General features: G+C 67.7%; 13 protein-coding genes. 6 read left to right on the top strand and 7 right to left on the bottom strand.

The annotated features are described in order from the left end of the window. Positions 1 to 10 precede the first annotated feature (10 nt). On the bottom strand, positions 11 to 874 hold the full coding sequence (locus AB0H76_RS31190; RefSeq protein ID WP_357330599.1) for an NAD-dependent protein deacetylase: 864 nt from the start codon (positions 872 to 874) through the stop codon (positions 11 to 13). A gap of 291 nt (positions 875 to 1,165) precedes the next feature. On the opposite strand from AB0H76_RS31190, the gene AB0H76_RS31195 reads away from it, so the two are divergent. Then, a complete protein-coding gene (locus AB0H76_RS31195) occupies positions 1,166 to 4,660 on the top strand; it encodes an indolepyruvate ferredoxin oxidoreductase family protein (RefSeq protein ID WP_357330600.1) in 3,495 nt (1,164 codons plus the stop codon). A 163-nt stretch (positions 4,661 to 4,823) separates the two neighbouring features. Here the strand turns inward: AB0H76_RS31195 and ectB are convergent, their stop codons facing one another. Beyond that, the gene (gene ectB, locus AB0H76_RS31200; RefSeq protein WP_357330601.1) at positions 4,824 to 6,083 is read right to left on the bottom strand and encodes a diaminobutyrate--2-oxoglutarate transaminase; all 1,260 of its coding nucleotides are present in this window, start codon (positions 6,081 to 6,083) and stop codon (positions 4,824 to 4,826) included. A 188-nt stretch (positions 6,084 to 6,271) separates the two neighbouring features. On the opposite strand from ectB, the gene AB0H76_RS31205 reads away from it, so the two are divergent. The 3 genes from AB0H76_RS31205 to AB0H76_RS31215 are packed head-to-tail and all read left to right on the top strand — an operon-like array spanning position 6,272 to position 8,899. After that, positions 6,272 to 7,078 carry an ABC-2 family transporter protein gene (locus AB0H76_RS31205; RefSeq protein WP_357330602.1) on the top strand — a complete coding sequence of 269 codons (807 nt, stop codon included), beginning with the start codon at positions 6,272 to 6,274 and terminating at the stop codon, positions 7,076 to 7,078. Further along, complete coding sequence (locus tag AB0H76_RS31210) at positions 7,071 to 7,904, top strand: ABC-2 family transporter protein (RefSeq protein WP_357330603.1); 834 nt, start codon at positions 7,071 to 7,073, stop codon at positions 7,902 to 7,904. The genes AB0H76_RS31205 and AB0H76_RS31210 overlap by 8 nt, the downstream gene beginning before the upstream one ends. 2 nt (positions 7,905 to 7,906) lie before the next feature. Then, positions 7,907 to 8,899 carry an ATP-binding cassette domain-containing protein gene (locus tag AB0H76_RS31215; protein ID WP_357330604.1) on the top strand — a complete coding sequence of 331 codons (993 nt, stop codon included), beginning with the start codon at positions 7,907 to 7,909 and terminating at the stop codon, positions 8,897 to 8,899. Here the strand turns inward: AB0H76_RS31215 and AB0H76_RS31220 are convergent. After that, positions 8,881 to 9,594: a DUF4389 domain-containing protein gene (locus tag AB0H76_RS31220; protein ID WP_357330605.1), complete on the bottom strand. Its 714-nt coding sequence runs from the start codon at positions 9,592 to 9,594 to the stop codon at positions 8,881 to 8,883. The two genes, AB0H76_RS31215 and AB0H76_RS31220, sit on opposite strands and share 19 nt — an antisense overlap. 171 nt (positions 9,595 to 9,765) lie before the next feature. Between AB0H76_RS31220 and AB0H76_RS31225 the strand changes: the two genes are divergently transcribed. Continuing rightward, positions 9,766 to 10,089: an excalibur calcium-binding domain-containing protein gene (locus AB0H76_RS31225; protein ID WP_357330606.1), complete on the top strand. Its 324-nt coding sequence runs from the start codon at positions 9,766 to 9,768 to the stop codon at positions 10,087 to 10,089. A gap of 356 nt (positions 10,090 to 10,445) precedes the next feature. Here AB0H76_RS31225 and AB0H76_RS31230 read toward each other — a convergent pair whose 3' ends face one another. Further along, entirely contained in the window at positions 10,446 to 10,766 is a 321-nt protein-coding gene (locus tag AB0H76_RS31230; RefSeq protein WP_357330607.1) for a hypothetical protein, read from the bottom strand. A gap of 421 nt (positions 10,767 to 11,187) precedes the next feature. Between AB0H76_RS31230 and AB0H76_RS31235 the strand changes: the two genes are divergently transcribed. After that, the gene (locus tag AB0H76_RS31235) at positions 11,188 to 11,730 is read left to right on the top strand and encodes a DUF4254 domain-containing protein (protein WP_357330608.1); all 543 of its coding nucleotides are present in this window, start codon (positions 11,188 to 11,190) and stop codon (positions 11,728 to 11,730) included. A 4-nt stretch (positions 11,731 to 11,734) separates the two neighbouring features. Here the strand turns inward: AB0H76_RS31235 and AB0H76_RS31240 are convergent, their stop codons facing one another. Genes AB0H76_RS31240 through AB0H76_RS31250 form a run of 3 tightly spaced genes read right to left on the bottom strand, consistent with a single transcriptional unit; the run spans position 11,735 to position 14,351 of the window. Continuing rightward, complete coding sequence (locus tag AB0H76_RS31240) at positions 11,735 to 12,064, bottom strand: hypothetical protein (protein WP_357330609.1); 330 nt, start codon at positions 12,062 to 12,064, stop codon at positions 11,735 to 11,737. Continuing rightward, positions 12,065 to 13,213 (bottom strand): acyl-CoA desaturase, encoded by a 1,149-nt coding sequence (locus tag AB0H76_RS31245; RefSeq protein WP_357330610.1) that lies wholly within the window; start codon positions 13,211 to 13,213, stop codon positions 12,065 to 12,067. A 25-nt stretch (positions 13,214 to 13,238) separates the two neighbouring features. Beyond that, positions 13,239 to 14,351, bottom strand: coding sequence for an FAD-binding oxidoreductase (locus AB0H76_RS31250; RefSeq protein WP_357330611.1), 1,113 nt, complete (start codon positions 14,349 to 14,351; stop codon positions 13,239 to 13,241). Positions 14,352 to 14,407: the final 56 nt, after the last annotated feature.

Genomic DNA, 14,407 nt, shown 5'->3' on the forward strand with positions numbered 1-14,407 from the left:
GCGGGTGGGTCTAACTCGCCCGCGCCAGGCTGTCGCCGGCCGCCAGCGCCGACAACGTGCTCGAGCAGCCCGCGTCGATCCGCAGTGCCGCCAGGTCGTCGCCGCGCGTACGGCCCCGGTTCACGATGATCACCGGATGCCCCTGCTTGGCGGCGTGCCGGACGAAGCGCAGGCCCGACTGCACCGTCAGCGACGACCCCGCGACCAGCAGCGCGTCCGCCTCGTCGACCAATTCGTAAGCGGCGGCGACCCGTTCGCGGGGCACGTTCTCGCCGAAGTAGACGATGTCGGGCTTGAACAGGCCGCCGCAGCGCTCGCAGTCGACCATGCGGAAGGACGCGGTGTCCTCGACGACCGCGTCGGCGTCGGGCGCCACCTCCACCCCGGTGGCCGTGGCCGCGGTGACGAAGCCGGGGTTCGCGGCTTCCAGGCGATCGGCCAGGGTCATCCGCGAGATGAGCGCCGCGCAGCCCAGGCAGCGCACGCGGGCGTAGGTGCCGTGCAGGTCGATGACCCGGCGGTGCCCGGCCTTGGTGTGCAGCAGGTCGACGTTCTGGGTGATCAGGCCGGTGACCACGCCGAGGCGTTCCAGCCGGGCCAGCGCGCGATGACCGAGATTGGGCCGGGCCGCGTCCATCCGGCGCCAGCCGATGTGATTGCGGGCCCAGTACCGCTGCCGGAACACCGGATCACCGACGAACTGCTGGTAGGTCATGGGATTGCGGGGCGGCGCGGCCGGGCCGCGGTAATCGGGGATGCCGCTGTCGGTCGAGAGCCCGGCGCCGGTCAGCACGGCGACGCGGCGGCCGGCGAGCAGCTCGAGCAGCGCCGTCAGATCCGCCTCGGGCAGGCCCGGTGTCGAAAGGTCCGGCATGGGATTCAGGGTACGGATCCGGCACAGTCCGCCGGCTACCGGATCGGCGGACAGCGCGGCCCTATCGTGTGATCCTGAATACGGGATACGGGTAACCCCCATCACGTGGTGACGGTCACATTTACCACGCACCCTGCGCAGCCCGTGCCCAGCCCGAAAGCTCCATATTGCGCACTTTGCTCAACTTGTGACACGTCTCTTGTTCATTTCGCGCTACAAATACAGACTGTGGTCAACAAGTGCTCAACTATGCGAAGCGCCGTCCGGTGCCGAGCGGATGGGTGGATCCTGATGACCGAGCTCGCGGACCGCGAACTGATCCCAGCCCCCTACGACCTGGCCGACCGGTATCGCGTCGGCGCGGGAACCGTCGTTCTGACCGGCGTGCAGGCCATTGCCCGCCAGCTGGTCGAGCAGCACGTGCGTGATCTGCGTGCCGGACGCCGCATCGGCACCTTCGTCTCCGGATATCAGGGCAGCCCGCTGGGCGGCGTCGACAAGATGCTGGGCGGCATGCCGGCCGTGCTGTCCGAGCACGACATCTCCTTCGTTCCCGGCCTCAACGAGGAACTCGCCGCCACCTCGGTGTGGGGCAGCCAGGCCGAACTACCCGAGGGCGCCGCGACCCACGACGGCGTGGTCGGCGTCTGGTACGGCAAGGGCCCGGGCCTGGACCGCGCCACCGACGCGCTGCGGCACGCCAATATGTACGGGGCGAGCGCGCGTGGCGGGATGCTGCTGCTGGTCGGCGACGATCCGGCCTCCAAGTCCTCGACCGTGCCCGCGGTCAGCGAGCGCTCGCTGGCGGCGATGAACATTCCGGTGCTGTTCCCGCGCAACGCCCGCGAGATCATCACCATGGGCCTGCACGGCGTGGCGCTGTCGCGAGCCAGCGGCTGCGTCGTGGCGCTCAAGATCGTCGCCGATGTCGCCGACGGCGCCTGGGCGGTCGACGGCGCGGCCGGCGACATCGACATCACGATTCCCGAGATCACCTGGGCGGGCCGCCCGTTCGTCTACCAGCAGCGGCCCATGGCCGCGCCCACCGACAGCGTCATCGCCGAGGCCGACCTCTACGGCCCGCGCTGGGAGCTGGTGCACGCCTACAGCACCGCCAACGAGCTCGACGTGCTCGAGGTGAACCCACCGCACGCCACCGTCGGAATCGCCGCCACCGGGACCACGTTCGACGCCGTGCGCCAGGCCCTGCTGGATCTGGGCGTCGAGGACGCCGACCTGATGCGCGCCGGGGTCCGTCTGCTGCGCATCGGCATGCCGTTCCCGATCGCGGGCCCGCGGGTCCGCGAATTCGCCGACGGCCTGGACCATCTGATCGTCGTCGAGGACAAGACCGCCTTCCTCGAGACCCAGATCCGCGACATCCTCTACGGCAGCGCCGACGGCCCGCGCATCCTCGGCAAGCGCGACCTCGACGGCAAGCCGCTGTTCGCCCAGGACGGCGAACTGACCACCGGCCGGATCATCGCGCCGCTGCGCCGCGCCCTCAACGCCCACCCCGACATGCTCGGCCTGACCAAGAAGCGGCCGCTGCCGCCGCCGCTCACGCTGTCGGTGCTCAGCGCCAAGCGCGCCGCCTACTTCTGCAGCGGCTGCCCGCACAACCGCTCCACCGCGGTACCGGAGGGCTCGCTGGCCGGCGGCGGCATCGGCTGCCACACCATGGTGACGATGTCCGGCCGCGAGGACTCCAAGGTGCTCGGCCTGACCCAGATGGGCGGCGAGGGCGCGCAGTGGATCGGCCAGGCGCCGTTCACCCAGGTACCGCACCTGTTCCAGAACGTCGGCGACGGTACCTATTTCCACTCCGGCCAGCTGGCCGTGCAGGCCTGCGTGGCGGCCGGGGTGAACATCACCTACAAGCTGCTCTACAACGACGTGGTGGCGATGACCGGCGCGCAGGACGCCGAGGGCGCGCTGGCGGTGCCGAAGCTGACACACAAGCTCACCATCGAGGGCGTCAAGCAGATCATCGTCTGCGCCGCCGAGCCCTCGAAGTACCGCAAGCGCGACCTCGCGCCCGGCACCAAGCTGTGGCACCGCGATCGCCTGGACGAGGCCCAGCGCGCGCTGCGCGAGGTCCCCGGCGTCACCGTGCTCATCTACGACCAGCACTGCGCCGCCGACGCGCGCCGCCAGCGCAAGCGCGGCACCCTGCCGACCCGGCGCACCCGCGTCGTCATCAACGAGGCGGTGTGCGAGGGCTGCGGCGACTGCGGCACCAAGAGCAACTGCCTGTCCGTGCAGCCGGTGGACACCGAATTCGGCCGCAAGACCCGCATCGACCAGACCTCCTGCAACACCGACTACACCTGCATGGACGGTGACTGCCCGTCGTTCGTCACGGTCGAGCTGCCCGATCCCGCCGCCGCGAAGACCAAGAAGCGCAAGAAGACCCGGCACCCGGAACCGCCCGTCCTGCCCGCGCTCGCGCAGACCGCGCCGACGTCGACGCAGAACGTCTTCCTGGCCGGCATCGGCGGCACCGGCATCGTCACCGTCAACCAGGTGCTGGCCACCGCCGCGCTGCGGGCCGGCTACGACGTGGCCAGCCTGGATCAGATCGGGCTGAGCCAGAAGGCCGGCCCGGTGGTGTCGCACCTGCGGTTCGTGGCGGGCGCGCTGGAACCGGCCAACCGCCTCACCCCCGGCTCGGCCGACTGCATCATCGCCTTCGACCTGCTCGCCGCGACCGACACCAAGAACCTCGCCTACGGTTCCGCCCAGACCACGGTGTCGGTCGCCTCGATCAGCCAGACCCCGACCGGGGACATGGTCTACGACAAGTCGGTCGACTACCCGGAGACCGGGCTGCTGTTGTCGCGACTGGAGGGGGTCTCGCGTTCGGTACGGTCCTTCGACGCGCTCGCCGCCGCCGAGATCCTGTTCGGCAACACCGCCGCCGCGAACTTCCTGCTGGTCGGCGCGGCCTGCCAGTCCGGCGGCCTGCGGCTCCCGGCCGAGGCCGTCGAGGAGGCCATCACCATCAACGGCGTCGCGGTGGCCGCGAACATCGCCGCCTTCCGCTGGGGCCGCGCCGCCATCGCCGAGCCGGACCTCTTCGCCGCGGCGACCACCCGCACGGCCCGCGCACAGGCCGAGATCGTCGTTCCCCCGGCGCTGTTCGACGGCTTGACCGCCACCGGCGAGACCCGCCGCCTGGTCGAGTCGCGCGCCGCGGAGCTGATCGGCTTCCAGGGCCCGAAGGTGGCCCGGGAGTACGTCGCCGCCGTGCAGCGGGTGTGGGCTGCCGAGCAGCAGCGCACCGGCCGCACCGAATTCAGCGAGCAGGTCGCCCGCGGCCTGTACAAGTTCACCGCCTACAAGGACGAGTACGAGGTGGCCCGCCGCCTCACCGACCCGGCCTTCCTGGACGAGGTCAGCGCCCAGCTGCCCGAGGGCGCGAACCTCACCTACAAGCTGCACCCGCCGGTCCTGCGGGCGCTGGGCCGCAAGAAGAAGATCGGCATGGGCCCGAACAGCCACGTCGCCCTGCGCGTGCTGGCCAAGGGGAAGCGGCTGCGCGGTACCAAGTTCGACCTGTTCGGCTACGCGCACGTGCGCAAGGTGGAGCGGGCCCTGCTCGCGCACTACACCGCCATGGTGGCCGCCCTGGCCGAGGAGCTCTCGGAGCAGAACTACGACCGCGCGGTCCAAGCCGCCGGGCTGACCGATCTGGTCCGCGGCTACGAGGACATCAAACTCGCCAATATCGAGCTCTACCGAGTTCAACTGCGCGAGCTGGGTATCGAGCCGCCGCAGCTCTGATCGGCGCCGAGCGGGACGTCCGGACCTCCAGGCCGGGCGTCCCGTTCGCGCGTCCGGCGTTACCGCTCAGCACCGCAGCCGTATGAATCGCGCGATCGAATCGATCACCCAGCCGTGATCGAATCCGGGTCACGAACGGCGATAAAGGGATATGGGCACTCGATCAGCCCCCGCAGATCGCCGAGACCGCCCCGGACAACACCGCCAGGCCGTGCTCGAGTTCGTCATCGGCGATGGTCAGCGGCGGCAGCAGCTTGATCACCTCGTCCTCCGAGCCGGAGGTCTCCACCAGCAGGCCGCGCTCGAAGGCGAGGCGGCAGGCCTTGGCGGCCTGCGAGGCGTCCTCGAAGACCAAGCCCTGCACCAGCCCCCGGCCGCGCACCGACAGGCCGGAGTGCTCGGCCGCCAGCTCGGTCAGCCCGGCCCGCACGCGCTCGCCCTTGGCCAGGGTGGACGCCGTCAGCGCACCGTCGGACCAGTACCGCTGCAAGGCCACCCGGGCGGTGACGAAGGCGGCGTTGTTTCCCCGGAAGGTGCCGTTGTGCTCGCCGGGCGTCCACTGATCGAGCTCGGGCCGGAACAGCACCAGCGCCATCGGCAAGCCGTAGCCGCCGATGGACTTCGACAGCGTGACGATATCGGGGGTGATGCCGGCGAATTCGAAGGAGAAGAACCCGCCGGTGCGCCCGCAGCCCATCTGGATGTCGTCGACGATGAGCAGAATGCCGCGCGCGGAGCACAACTCGGCCAGCTCGCGCAGCCAGGCGGCCCGGGCCACGTTGACGCCGCCCTCCCCCTGCACGGTCTCCACGATGACGGCGGCGGGCTTGTCCAGCCCCGAGGACGAATCGTCGAGCGCGCGCCGCATCCACCGGAGCTCGTCCTCGACGCCGAGGAAGCCGTCATAGGGCATCGGCGCGACGTGCACCAGTGGCACTCCGGCACCCGCCCGCTTGGCGGCGTTGCCGGTCACCGACAACGCGCCGAGCGACATGCCGTGGAAGGCGTTGGTGAAGTTCAGGATCGGCTGCCGCCCGGTGACCTTGCGTGCCAGCTTCAGCGCCGCCTCCACGGCGTTGGCGCCGGTGGGTCCGGGAAACTGCACCTTGTAGTCCAGGCCGCGCGGCTCGAAGATCGTGTCGCGCAGGGTCTCCAGCAGATTGCGTTTGGCCACCGTGGACATATCCAGCCCATGGGTGATGCCGTCGCCCGCGATGTAGTCCAGCAGCGCGCGTTTCAGCACGGGATTGTTGTGGCCGTAGTTCAGCGAGCCCGCACCCGCGAAGAAGTCGAGGTAGTCCTTGCCCTGCTCGTCGCGCAGCCAGGAGCCGCTCGCGGTATCGAATACGGTGGGCCAGGACCGGCAGTAACCCCGGACGTTCGACTCGAGGGTTTCGAATACGGTCCCCTGAACGACAGTCATCGGCGTTCCTTCCACGAGCGTCAGAACGAATCTGAAGTGCCTGTGTTTCTAACACCGGGGCGACAGGTCTGTCTCGCTTTTCCCAAAACCGCGCGGAACCCTTCCGCGTGTCCGCGCCCGCGCACTACAGTTGACTGCTTGTGCGCTGCAGTGCGGAGGGGGCAGGAGGACTGTCTGCGGCAGCGAAAATGTGGCGGGCCCAACGGGTCTACGTCCAACTCGCCGTCGCCGGATTTCGCAGGCAGGCCCAGTACAAGCTGGCCATGTTCGCCGGTCTGTTCACCAACTGTGTGTTCGGCATGGTCCGGGCGGCCGTGATGGTGGCGGCGGTGCGGGCCGGCAGCGAGTTCGGCGGCTATGACGAAGGCAGCATCGGCGCCTACGTATGGTTGTCGCAGGGGCTGCTCGGCGCCATGCAATTCATGGGCCCACCACTGGAATTGGTCGACCGGGTCAAGAACGGGGACATCGCGATCGACTTCCTGCGCCCGGTGGACATCCAACTGGGCTACCTCGCAGCCGATCTCGGCCGGGCCGCGTGCACCATGCTGCCCCGCGGCATCCCCAGCGTGGCCTTCGGCATGCTCACCTTCGGCCTGGCCATGCCCAGCACGCCGGGCCCCTACCTGCTGGGCGCGCTGAGCCTGCTGTGCGCGGTGTCGCTGTCGTTCCTGTGCCTGTTCGCCGTCGGCCTGATCGGCTTCTGGGTGATCGAGACCCGGGGCCTGCGGGTGCTCTATCAGATCTGCGGCACCTTCCTGGCCGGACTGTTCGTCCCGGTGCACATGTTCCCCGACTGGTTGCGCACCATCGCGCACACCACCCCGTTCCCGTCCATCCTGCAAACGCCCATCGACATCCTGTCCGGCCGGGTGGCCGGGATGGAATCGGTGACCCTGGTCGGCATCCAAGTGTTCTGGGTGCTGGTGGTCGGCGCGATCGGGCGCATCCTGCTGGCGGCGGGCCGCCGCAGACTGGAGGTGCAGGGTGGTTGAGGCCCGGATCGCCGAGGTGCCGTCCGGTACCTGGCTGACTCCGTACTCCGCGGTGCTGCGCTCCCGGATCCGCGCACAGCGGTCCTACCGGCTGTCCTTCGTCAGCGAGGTGTTCAGCGCCTTCCTGATCGGCATCGTCGAATTCGCCGAGGTGTGGGTCATCTTCCATCAGGTGCGCGTGCTCGGCGGCCTGGACATGGACGCGGCGCTGCTGCTGTTCGGCCTGAGCAACACCGGTTTCGCCTTGGCGCAGGTGCTGGTCGGCCATCTCGATTCGCTGCCCACGCTGATCCGCCAGGGCACCCTGGACGCCTATCACCTACGGCCGCAACCGCTGTTGCTCCAGCTCATCACCGGCGACATCTCGCTGCGCCGGCTGGCCCGCGCCTCGGTCGCCATGGTGGTATTGGGAATCGGATTGGTACGCAACGACATCGACTGGAACCTGAGCGCGTTCACCCTCCTTGCCATTACCTTGATAACCGGCGTTCTCTTGTTCTCCGGCATCTTCGTCTGCGCGGCCGGGCTGCAGTTCTTCCTGATCGACGGTGCCGAACTGACCAACAGCTTCACCTACGGGGGGTCTTTCGCCGCTATGCAGCCCGCCTCCGTCTTCCCCACGCCGCTGAAACTGTTGTTCGGGTTCGCCATTCCGGTGGCGTTCACCGCCTATCTGCCGACCATCGCGCTGCTCCAGCTACCCGGACCGGACATCCTGCCTGCCTGGCTGGCGTGGTTCTCCCCGCTGGCCGCACTGTGGGTATGGGGAGCCGCGTTCTGGCTGTGGCGGCTCGGAACCAGGCACTACCAGGGAGGTGGCGGATAAGCGTGGCGGACAGCGATTTATCGGATCCGATCGTCGACATCGAGAACCTCACCAGGCAGTTCACGCTGTACCGCAAGAACGGCCGGCGTTGGCGCAGACAGCGCGACACCCTCACCGCGGTCGACCGGATGTCGTTCCGGATCGAACGCGGCGCCGCGGTCGGCTACATCGGCGCCAACGGCGCCGGTAAATCCACGACGATCAAGATGCTCACCGGCATCCTGGTGCCCACCTCCGGCAGCGTGCGCACCTGCGGGCTGGAACCGGTGCGCCAGCGCCGGGAGCTGGCCGCGCGGATCGGCGTGGTGTTCGGGCAGCGCTCGCAGCTGTGGTGGGATCTGCCGCTGCGCGAATCGTTTTCGATCCTGGCCGCCATCCACCGCCTGGAGCCGGACATGACCCGCAAGCGCACCTACGAGCTGGTCGAGCAGCTGGAGATGGCCGAGACCCTGGACACCCCCGTGCGCCAGCTCTCGCTGGGCCAGCGGATGCGCGCGGAAGTCGCCGCGGCCCTGCTGCACTGCCCGGAACTGGTGATCCTGGACGAGCCGACGATCGGCCTGGACGTGCTGTCCAAGCAGCGACTGCGCGAATTCCTGCGGGCCGAGCGGGTCGACCGCGGCACCACCCTGTTGCTTACCACCCACGACATGGGCGATATCGAGCGGCTGTGCGACCGGGTGCTCGTCGTCGATCACGGCAGCCTGGTCTACGACGGCTCACTACCCGGCCTGGGCGCCACCGTGGGCGCCCGGCGCGTGCTGGTGGTCGACCTGGCCGAGCCGACGCCCGACCTGGTCGACCTACCCTGCCACGCCGAACTCCTCACCAGCGAGGGCGACGGCATCCGTCAGCGCCTCGCCTTCGACGCCCAGACCACCACGGCCGCGCAACTTCTCGCGGCCGTCTCACACCGCGCCGAGGTGCGCGATCTGTCCATCGAGGAACCCGATGTCGAGGACATCGTCCGCCGGATCTACGAATCGGCGCGGTGAACCGGCGTCGTTTCCCCGGGCTCGCGCGGCCCCTGATCCAACCGGAACGGCGGATACTCGTCGCGCAACAGCGAGGCGTACACCTGTACACGCAACGACCAACGGTGCAGGCCGAGCAGTAAATCGAACAGGCGCGCCGGGTAGACGGCCGTGAACAGCAGGGCGATCACCGCGATCAGCGTCAGGATCGGCTGCAGCGCGACCCAGGACATCCCGTAATCGTCGGAGAAAGCCATGTATCCGCCGCCGGCGAAAGCGGTGACCACGAGATAGTGCGGAATCGCCAGGAGCCACCATTTCACCAGCACCAGGCCGCGGCTGAGCTGCTCGGGATAATCGACTTCCAGATCGGCCGGGTAATTGTCGTCGCCGCGCAGGCTGAACGGCGGATATTTGTCCGTGCCCAGCGGCGACCAGGCATAGAAGCCGACCCGCCAGCTCCAGCGCAGCACCCCGACCGAGTAGTCGAACAACCCGCGCGGGTACCTACCGGTGAACAAGATCGCCAGCAACGCGATGATCCACACCACCACGTAGCCGATGCTCAGGAAGAACAACACGATCACGTGCGGGATCGCCAGAATCCATTTCACCAGCCACATCCACCGCGAGACGGCGGGGTCGAGATCACCTCGGATGCGAACGGGACTGGTCGGACCGACGGCGGGACCCTGTTTCTCGAGTTCCATGTCCATGATCGACGCTCCTTCCGGGCGCTCGATTCAGCGGAGAAACCGTTGCGAATGCCGAAATTATCCCGTACTGGACGGGCGTTTACCGGGATATCGGCTTGCGGCATCCGGACGCGCCGAGCCATACTGCGGGGCGTCTTTGCCGAAACTCGTTGCCCTGGGGGGTATCTCGATATGCACAAGTCTCGTACGGCCGTGGTCGCCGTCGGCGTCATTTTGATAACCGTGCTGGTGCTGACCATGAGCGGCTGCGGCAAGAGCAAGAAAAAGAAGAAGTACTCGAGCTCCTCGCCCGGTACCTCGCAGAGCACCGGCACCCCCTATCGCGACTGCGAGGAGGCCTGGCGGCTGGGCAAGCCGCCGATCCGCAAGTCCGACCGGGGCTTTTCGGTGACGCTGGACCGGCTCGACGGCAAGGAAGACGGTGTGGCCTGCGCCACCCGCCCGAGCCCGACGACGACGAAGTCGCCGACCCGGACCCCGACGAAGACGCGCTGAGGCCCGGAAACGACAAACCGCCCCGGATGCCGAAGCATCCGGGGCGGTTCGGAAGCGGTCGCTTCTAAGTCATCAGCCGCCGAAGGAGCCGGTGAACAGGGTGCTGAAGATGCCCGACAGCGCGGCGGAGCCAGTGCTGAGCAGGCCGCTGAGGGCAGCGGAACCGGTATCGATGATCACGGGAATCATATAGAGCAACCTCCATTGTCGGATTCAGTCCGCCGGTCTCCCTTGTGGGGCGACCGACCACACAGACGATGCCGGGATCGCCTGTGAAAGCCCTGGCCGCAACCTGATAGCGAACTTAGAGGCGCTGGTGTTTCAAATCACCGTAACGGAAAATATTGCGCTCCCGATCAGCTGGGTGATCGTCCGTGCGAGGAATACAGGCTGATATCGCCGCCTTCACCGAGGAACGCGTTCACCAGCAGGATCCGCTCCGCGGCCAGGTCTTCCGGATGCGGCGACTCGGTGGTTATCGAGATCTGCGGGATAGCCGCCCAGTTCACCACGTAGCGTTCGGGCGGCCCGTCGTCATCGGACAGCCGCGCGAGCCGGAACACCGACACCGTTTTCCGGACGACGAGGTTGCGGACGACCTCCGCGATTCGCTCGGGGTCTTCCAGCGCGAACATGAAGCCGAATGTCAGCTCGGGCGAGGACACGTAGGCAGGCACGAATAGGGAGGTTAGTGCATCTGTTCACAGTGCACAGCAGCCCCGCCCAAGGCGGTTGCCACTCATACGCTCTCACGCGCGGGTAGTGCCCGGTGGCCGGCGCGGGCCGACGGAAAATGCGGAGCGCGCGTGACCTGCCCGTAACGGACCATAACGATTTCCCGCCAGCTGGTTGTCTTTTACGCTATACGGTTGCACTGTTCCGACTATCGCGCTTTCCTGAATATGTCCCGATTTTCTCGGGCCGTCTTCCTCATCGCATCGTCGCGGATTTCCCCGGTTTCTTTGCCGTGCTGGTGGACCTGTGTGGGGGACGTCCGAGGCGCGGGGCTGTGCCGGAGCCGAGGGGTGCCCCTCCCTGAAATCCTCCTCGGCCCTGGCGCATCCACAGTCGAATCGAAACACCGCAAGGGCGTGCACGATGCAATACGCCGAGCCCACGAGTTCCCACCCCCGCGTCGGAACCCACGAGTTACCACACCGCTCGGCGTTGCTCCGCGCCTTCCGCGAACCCCACGATCCACACCAGCGCAAGCATCGGGTACTGCTGACCGCGCACGAATTGGTCGAATGCCACGAGCGCCGCAACCGCGCCCTGCAAGCCGCACACGCGCCCGAGGCCGCCCCCGGCCTCGTCGCGGCGTGCAGTCAACTGGTCGAGGACATCGACGAGCAGCGGCGCGAGCTGATCGCGCGCATCGACGACTGGGTGGCGACCAACGTCGCGCACCGCACCGGCGCCTCCCTGCACACCGAGACGCTGGGCGCGGTCATCGACCGTATGGCGGCGAAATGGATTGCGGCACAGCAAGCTTTAGGAATGAATGGGCACGGCGCGACGCCGCCACCGCAGGTGGACTCGGATGCCCACCTGCAGTGGACGCGGCTGGCCGAACTGGCCGACGGCTATCAGGATCTGATCACCGACGTGGTCGAGCACCGGCGCCGGCTGCCGGTCTGGTGAAGCGCTAGCGGTGCTCGCCGGGCTCGACGATCTCCGGTTCGACGATCTCCGGCTCCACGACCTCGGCCGTGACGAACGGGCTGCCCGCGGGCTCGAACTCCTCGTCGTAGGCCGGGTCGACGTCGGCGAAGTCCGGATCGGACTCCATCGCGTCGCGCCGGGCCGCCGCGGCCGCCTCGTTCATCTCGATGGCGTCGGTGATCCAGTCCCCGATCTCGCGGGTGACCTCGGCGACCGTGCCGGTGATGATCGAGGCGATATTACCGACGTGCCTGGCGCCGGAAGCGGTTAATTCTTGAATCAAATCCTTGTTGCTTTCGAATTTCCCGATCATTCACACACCGACTTCGCTCGCCTTTCGCTGACGCATCACGATAACACCGGGAGTGGGCTCCGAGGCGACGAGTGAAGGCGGCAGCGCGAGCTTGCAAATCTTCCACCACACCGAGCCGACCTGCTTGCTGAACGGGCCGATGTTGTAGGGCAGACCGTATTTCTCACACAGCGCGCGCACCTCCGGCGCCAGCTCCGGATAACGGTTCGCCGGCAGATCCGGGAACAGATGATGTTCGATCTGATGCGACAAATTCCCGGACATGATGTGGAACAGCCGGCCGCCGGAGATGTTCGCCGAGCCCAGCATCTGCCGGACGTACCACTCGCCGCGGGTCTCCTCGGCGGTCTCGTCCTCGGTGAACGTCTGTACGCCGGTCGGGAAGTGCCCGCAGAAGATGATCGAGTAGGCCCACACGTTGCGCACCAGGTTGGCGGTCACGTTGCCCGCCAGGGTGCTCAGGAACAGCGGACCCGACAGCGCCGGGAAGACGACGTAGTCCTTGAGGACCTGCTTGCCCGCCTTGCGCCACTGGCCGCTGACCAGCTTCTTGATGTCGGACCAGGACCGCTTGCCGCGCACGATGTTCTCGACCTCGAGGTCGTGGCCCATCACGCCCCACTCGAACAGCATCATCAGCGCGAAGGCATAGAGCGGCTGGCCCAGGCGCAGCGGATTCCAGGCCTGCGCCTCGTCCATCCGCAGGATGCCGTAACCGATGTCGCGGTCCTTGTTGTGGATATTGGTGAAGGTGTGGTGCATGTAGTTGTGCGAGTGCCGCCACTGATCGCCCGGGCAGACGTTGTCCCATTCGAACTCACGGGAATTCAGGTCCGGCTCACGCATCCAGTCGTACTGGCCGTGCATCACGTTGTGGCCGATCTCCATGTTGTCCAGGATCTTGGACACACTGAGCGAGGCCACCGCCGCCAGCCACACCGGCGGCAGGAAACCCAGATACATCAGGCCGCGCCCGGCGATCTCGAAACCGCGCTGCGCCTTGATGATCGAGTAGATGTATTCGCGGTCGCGGTCGCCCAGGTCGGCGACGACGCGGTTGCGCAGATCGTCGAGCGCCTTGCCCAGCTCCTCGACCTGATCCGGCGTCAGGACCAACGGCCCGTCCTTGGTTTCGGTCAGAATAGTCATGCTTGTTCCCCTTGTCGTTTGCTCGTCAGACGTCGATCTCGACGTCGCCCACCGGCGCGCTGATGCACAGCTGGATGGGCTGATCCGGGTCACTGCCGGTCTCCCCGGTGCGCACGTTGCGCGTGCACCCCGTGCGGCGAACCGCGGTGCAGGAGAAGCAGATTCCCATTCGGCACCCGTACTCCGGGCTCAATCCGGCGGCCTCGGCCTGCTCGAGCAGCGTGGCGCCGCTGTTGGCCGCGCTCACCCCGCTCGCCGAAAAGCTCACCGTCCCGTGGACTTCGCTGTCGTCGACCGGCGCGAGGCTGAGCGTGAACTCCTCGGTGTGCAGCCGGTGATCCAGCTGCTCGGCCTCGTAGACCTTGCGCACCGCGGCCATCAGGGCCCCCGGTCCGCACACGAAGGTCTCGGCATCCGCGAACCAGGGTGCGACGCGCTCCAATTCGTCGTAGTCGAAGTACCCGGCTCCACTGATCTCGGTGCACGAGCGGACGGTGACGGGCTCGAGGTCGTCGGCCGCGCGGCGCCCGGGATAGCGCAGTTCGATCCGGACGTTGTCGTGCGCCTGCGCGATCGCGTCGAGTTCGGCGCGATGCGGTACCAGCACGGGCGATTTCGCGTAGTGCAGGAAGGTGATCGGGCCCTGGTAACCCTCCGACGTCAGCGTACGCAACATCGACAGCACCGGGGTGATGCCGCTGCCGCCGCTGATCAGCAGCATCCGGTCGGGCCGGGCGGTGGGCAGCCGGAAGGTGCCCGCGGCCGGCTCGAGGTCGACCACCAGGCCGGGCGCGGCGTGCTGGTACAGGTGCTGGGAGACCAGCCCGCCGGTATGCGACTTCACGGTCAGCTGAATATGCCGATCGCGCCGGCTCTCCGGATTCACCGGCGAGTAGCACCGCTGGTGCCGGACGCCGTCGATCACCACGCCGAGCTGAATGTATTGACCGGCGTCGTGGCCCCGCCACTGCCGGGTCGGACGCAACGTCAGCGTCACCGAGCCCGGCGTCGAGCGGCGCACGTGGGTGACCTCGGCCCGCAGCTTGCGCGCGGTCAGCGTCGGCCGGATCAGTTCCAGGTACCGGTCCAGCGGGTGCGGCGTGGTCAGCGCCTGCACCATATCGATGAGATCCACCATTCGGTTCTCCATGCCTCTTTTCGGGCCGACGGCGTGCGATCCGAAATTTCAGTGCA

This window comes from Nocardia sp. NPDC050712 (assembly GCF_040654295.1).
In the GTDB taxonomy this organism is placed as follows: Bacteria; Actinomycetota; Actinomycetes; order Mycobacteriales; family Mycobacteriaceae; genus Nocardia.

Coding starts and splice junctions, on each gene's coding strand:
- AB0H76_RS31245 (WP_357330610.1), bottom strand. CDS start 13,213: ATGACTATTCTGACCGAAACCAAGGACGGGCCGTTGGTCCTGACGCCG.
- AB0H76_RS31205 (WP_357330602.1), top strand. CDS start 6,272: ATGTGGCGGGCCCAACGGGTCTACGTCCAACTCGCCGTCGCCGGATTT.
- ectB (WP_357330601.1), bottom strand. CDS start 6,083: ATGACTGTCGTTCAGGGGACCGTATTCGAAACCCTCGAGTCGAACGTC.
- AB0H76_RS31250 (WP_357330611.1), bottom strand. CDS start 14,351: ATGGTGGATCTCATCGATATGGTGCAGGCGCTGACCACGCCGCACCCG.
- AB0H76_RS31195 (WP_357330600.1), top strand. CDS start 1,166: ATGACCGAGCTCGCGGACCGCGAACTGATCCCAGCCCCCTACGACCTG.
- AB0H76_RS31190 (WP_357330599.1), bottom strand. CDS start 874: ATGCCGGACCTTTCGACACCGGGCCTGCCCGAGGCGGATCTGACGGCG.
- AB0H76_RS31240 (WP_357330609.1), bottom strand. CDS start 12,064: ATGATCGGGAAATTCGAAAGCAACAAGGATTTGATTCAAGAATTAACC.
- AB0H76_RS31225 (WP_357330606.1), top strand. CDS start 9,766: ATGCACAAGTCTCGTACGGCCGTGGTCGCCGTCGGCGTCATTTTGATA.
- AB0H76_RS31220 (WP_357330605.1), bottom strand. CDS start 9,594: ATGGACATGGAACTCGAGAAACAGGGTCCCGCCGTCGGTCCGACCAGT.
- AB0H76_RS31235 (WP_357330608.1), top strand. CDS start 11,188: ATGCAATACGCCGAGCCCACGAGTTCCCACCCCCGCGTCGGAACCCAC.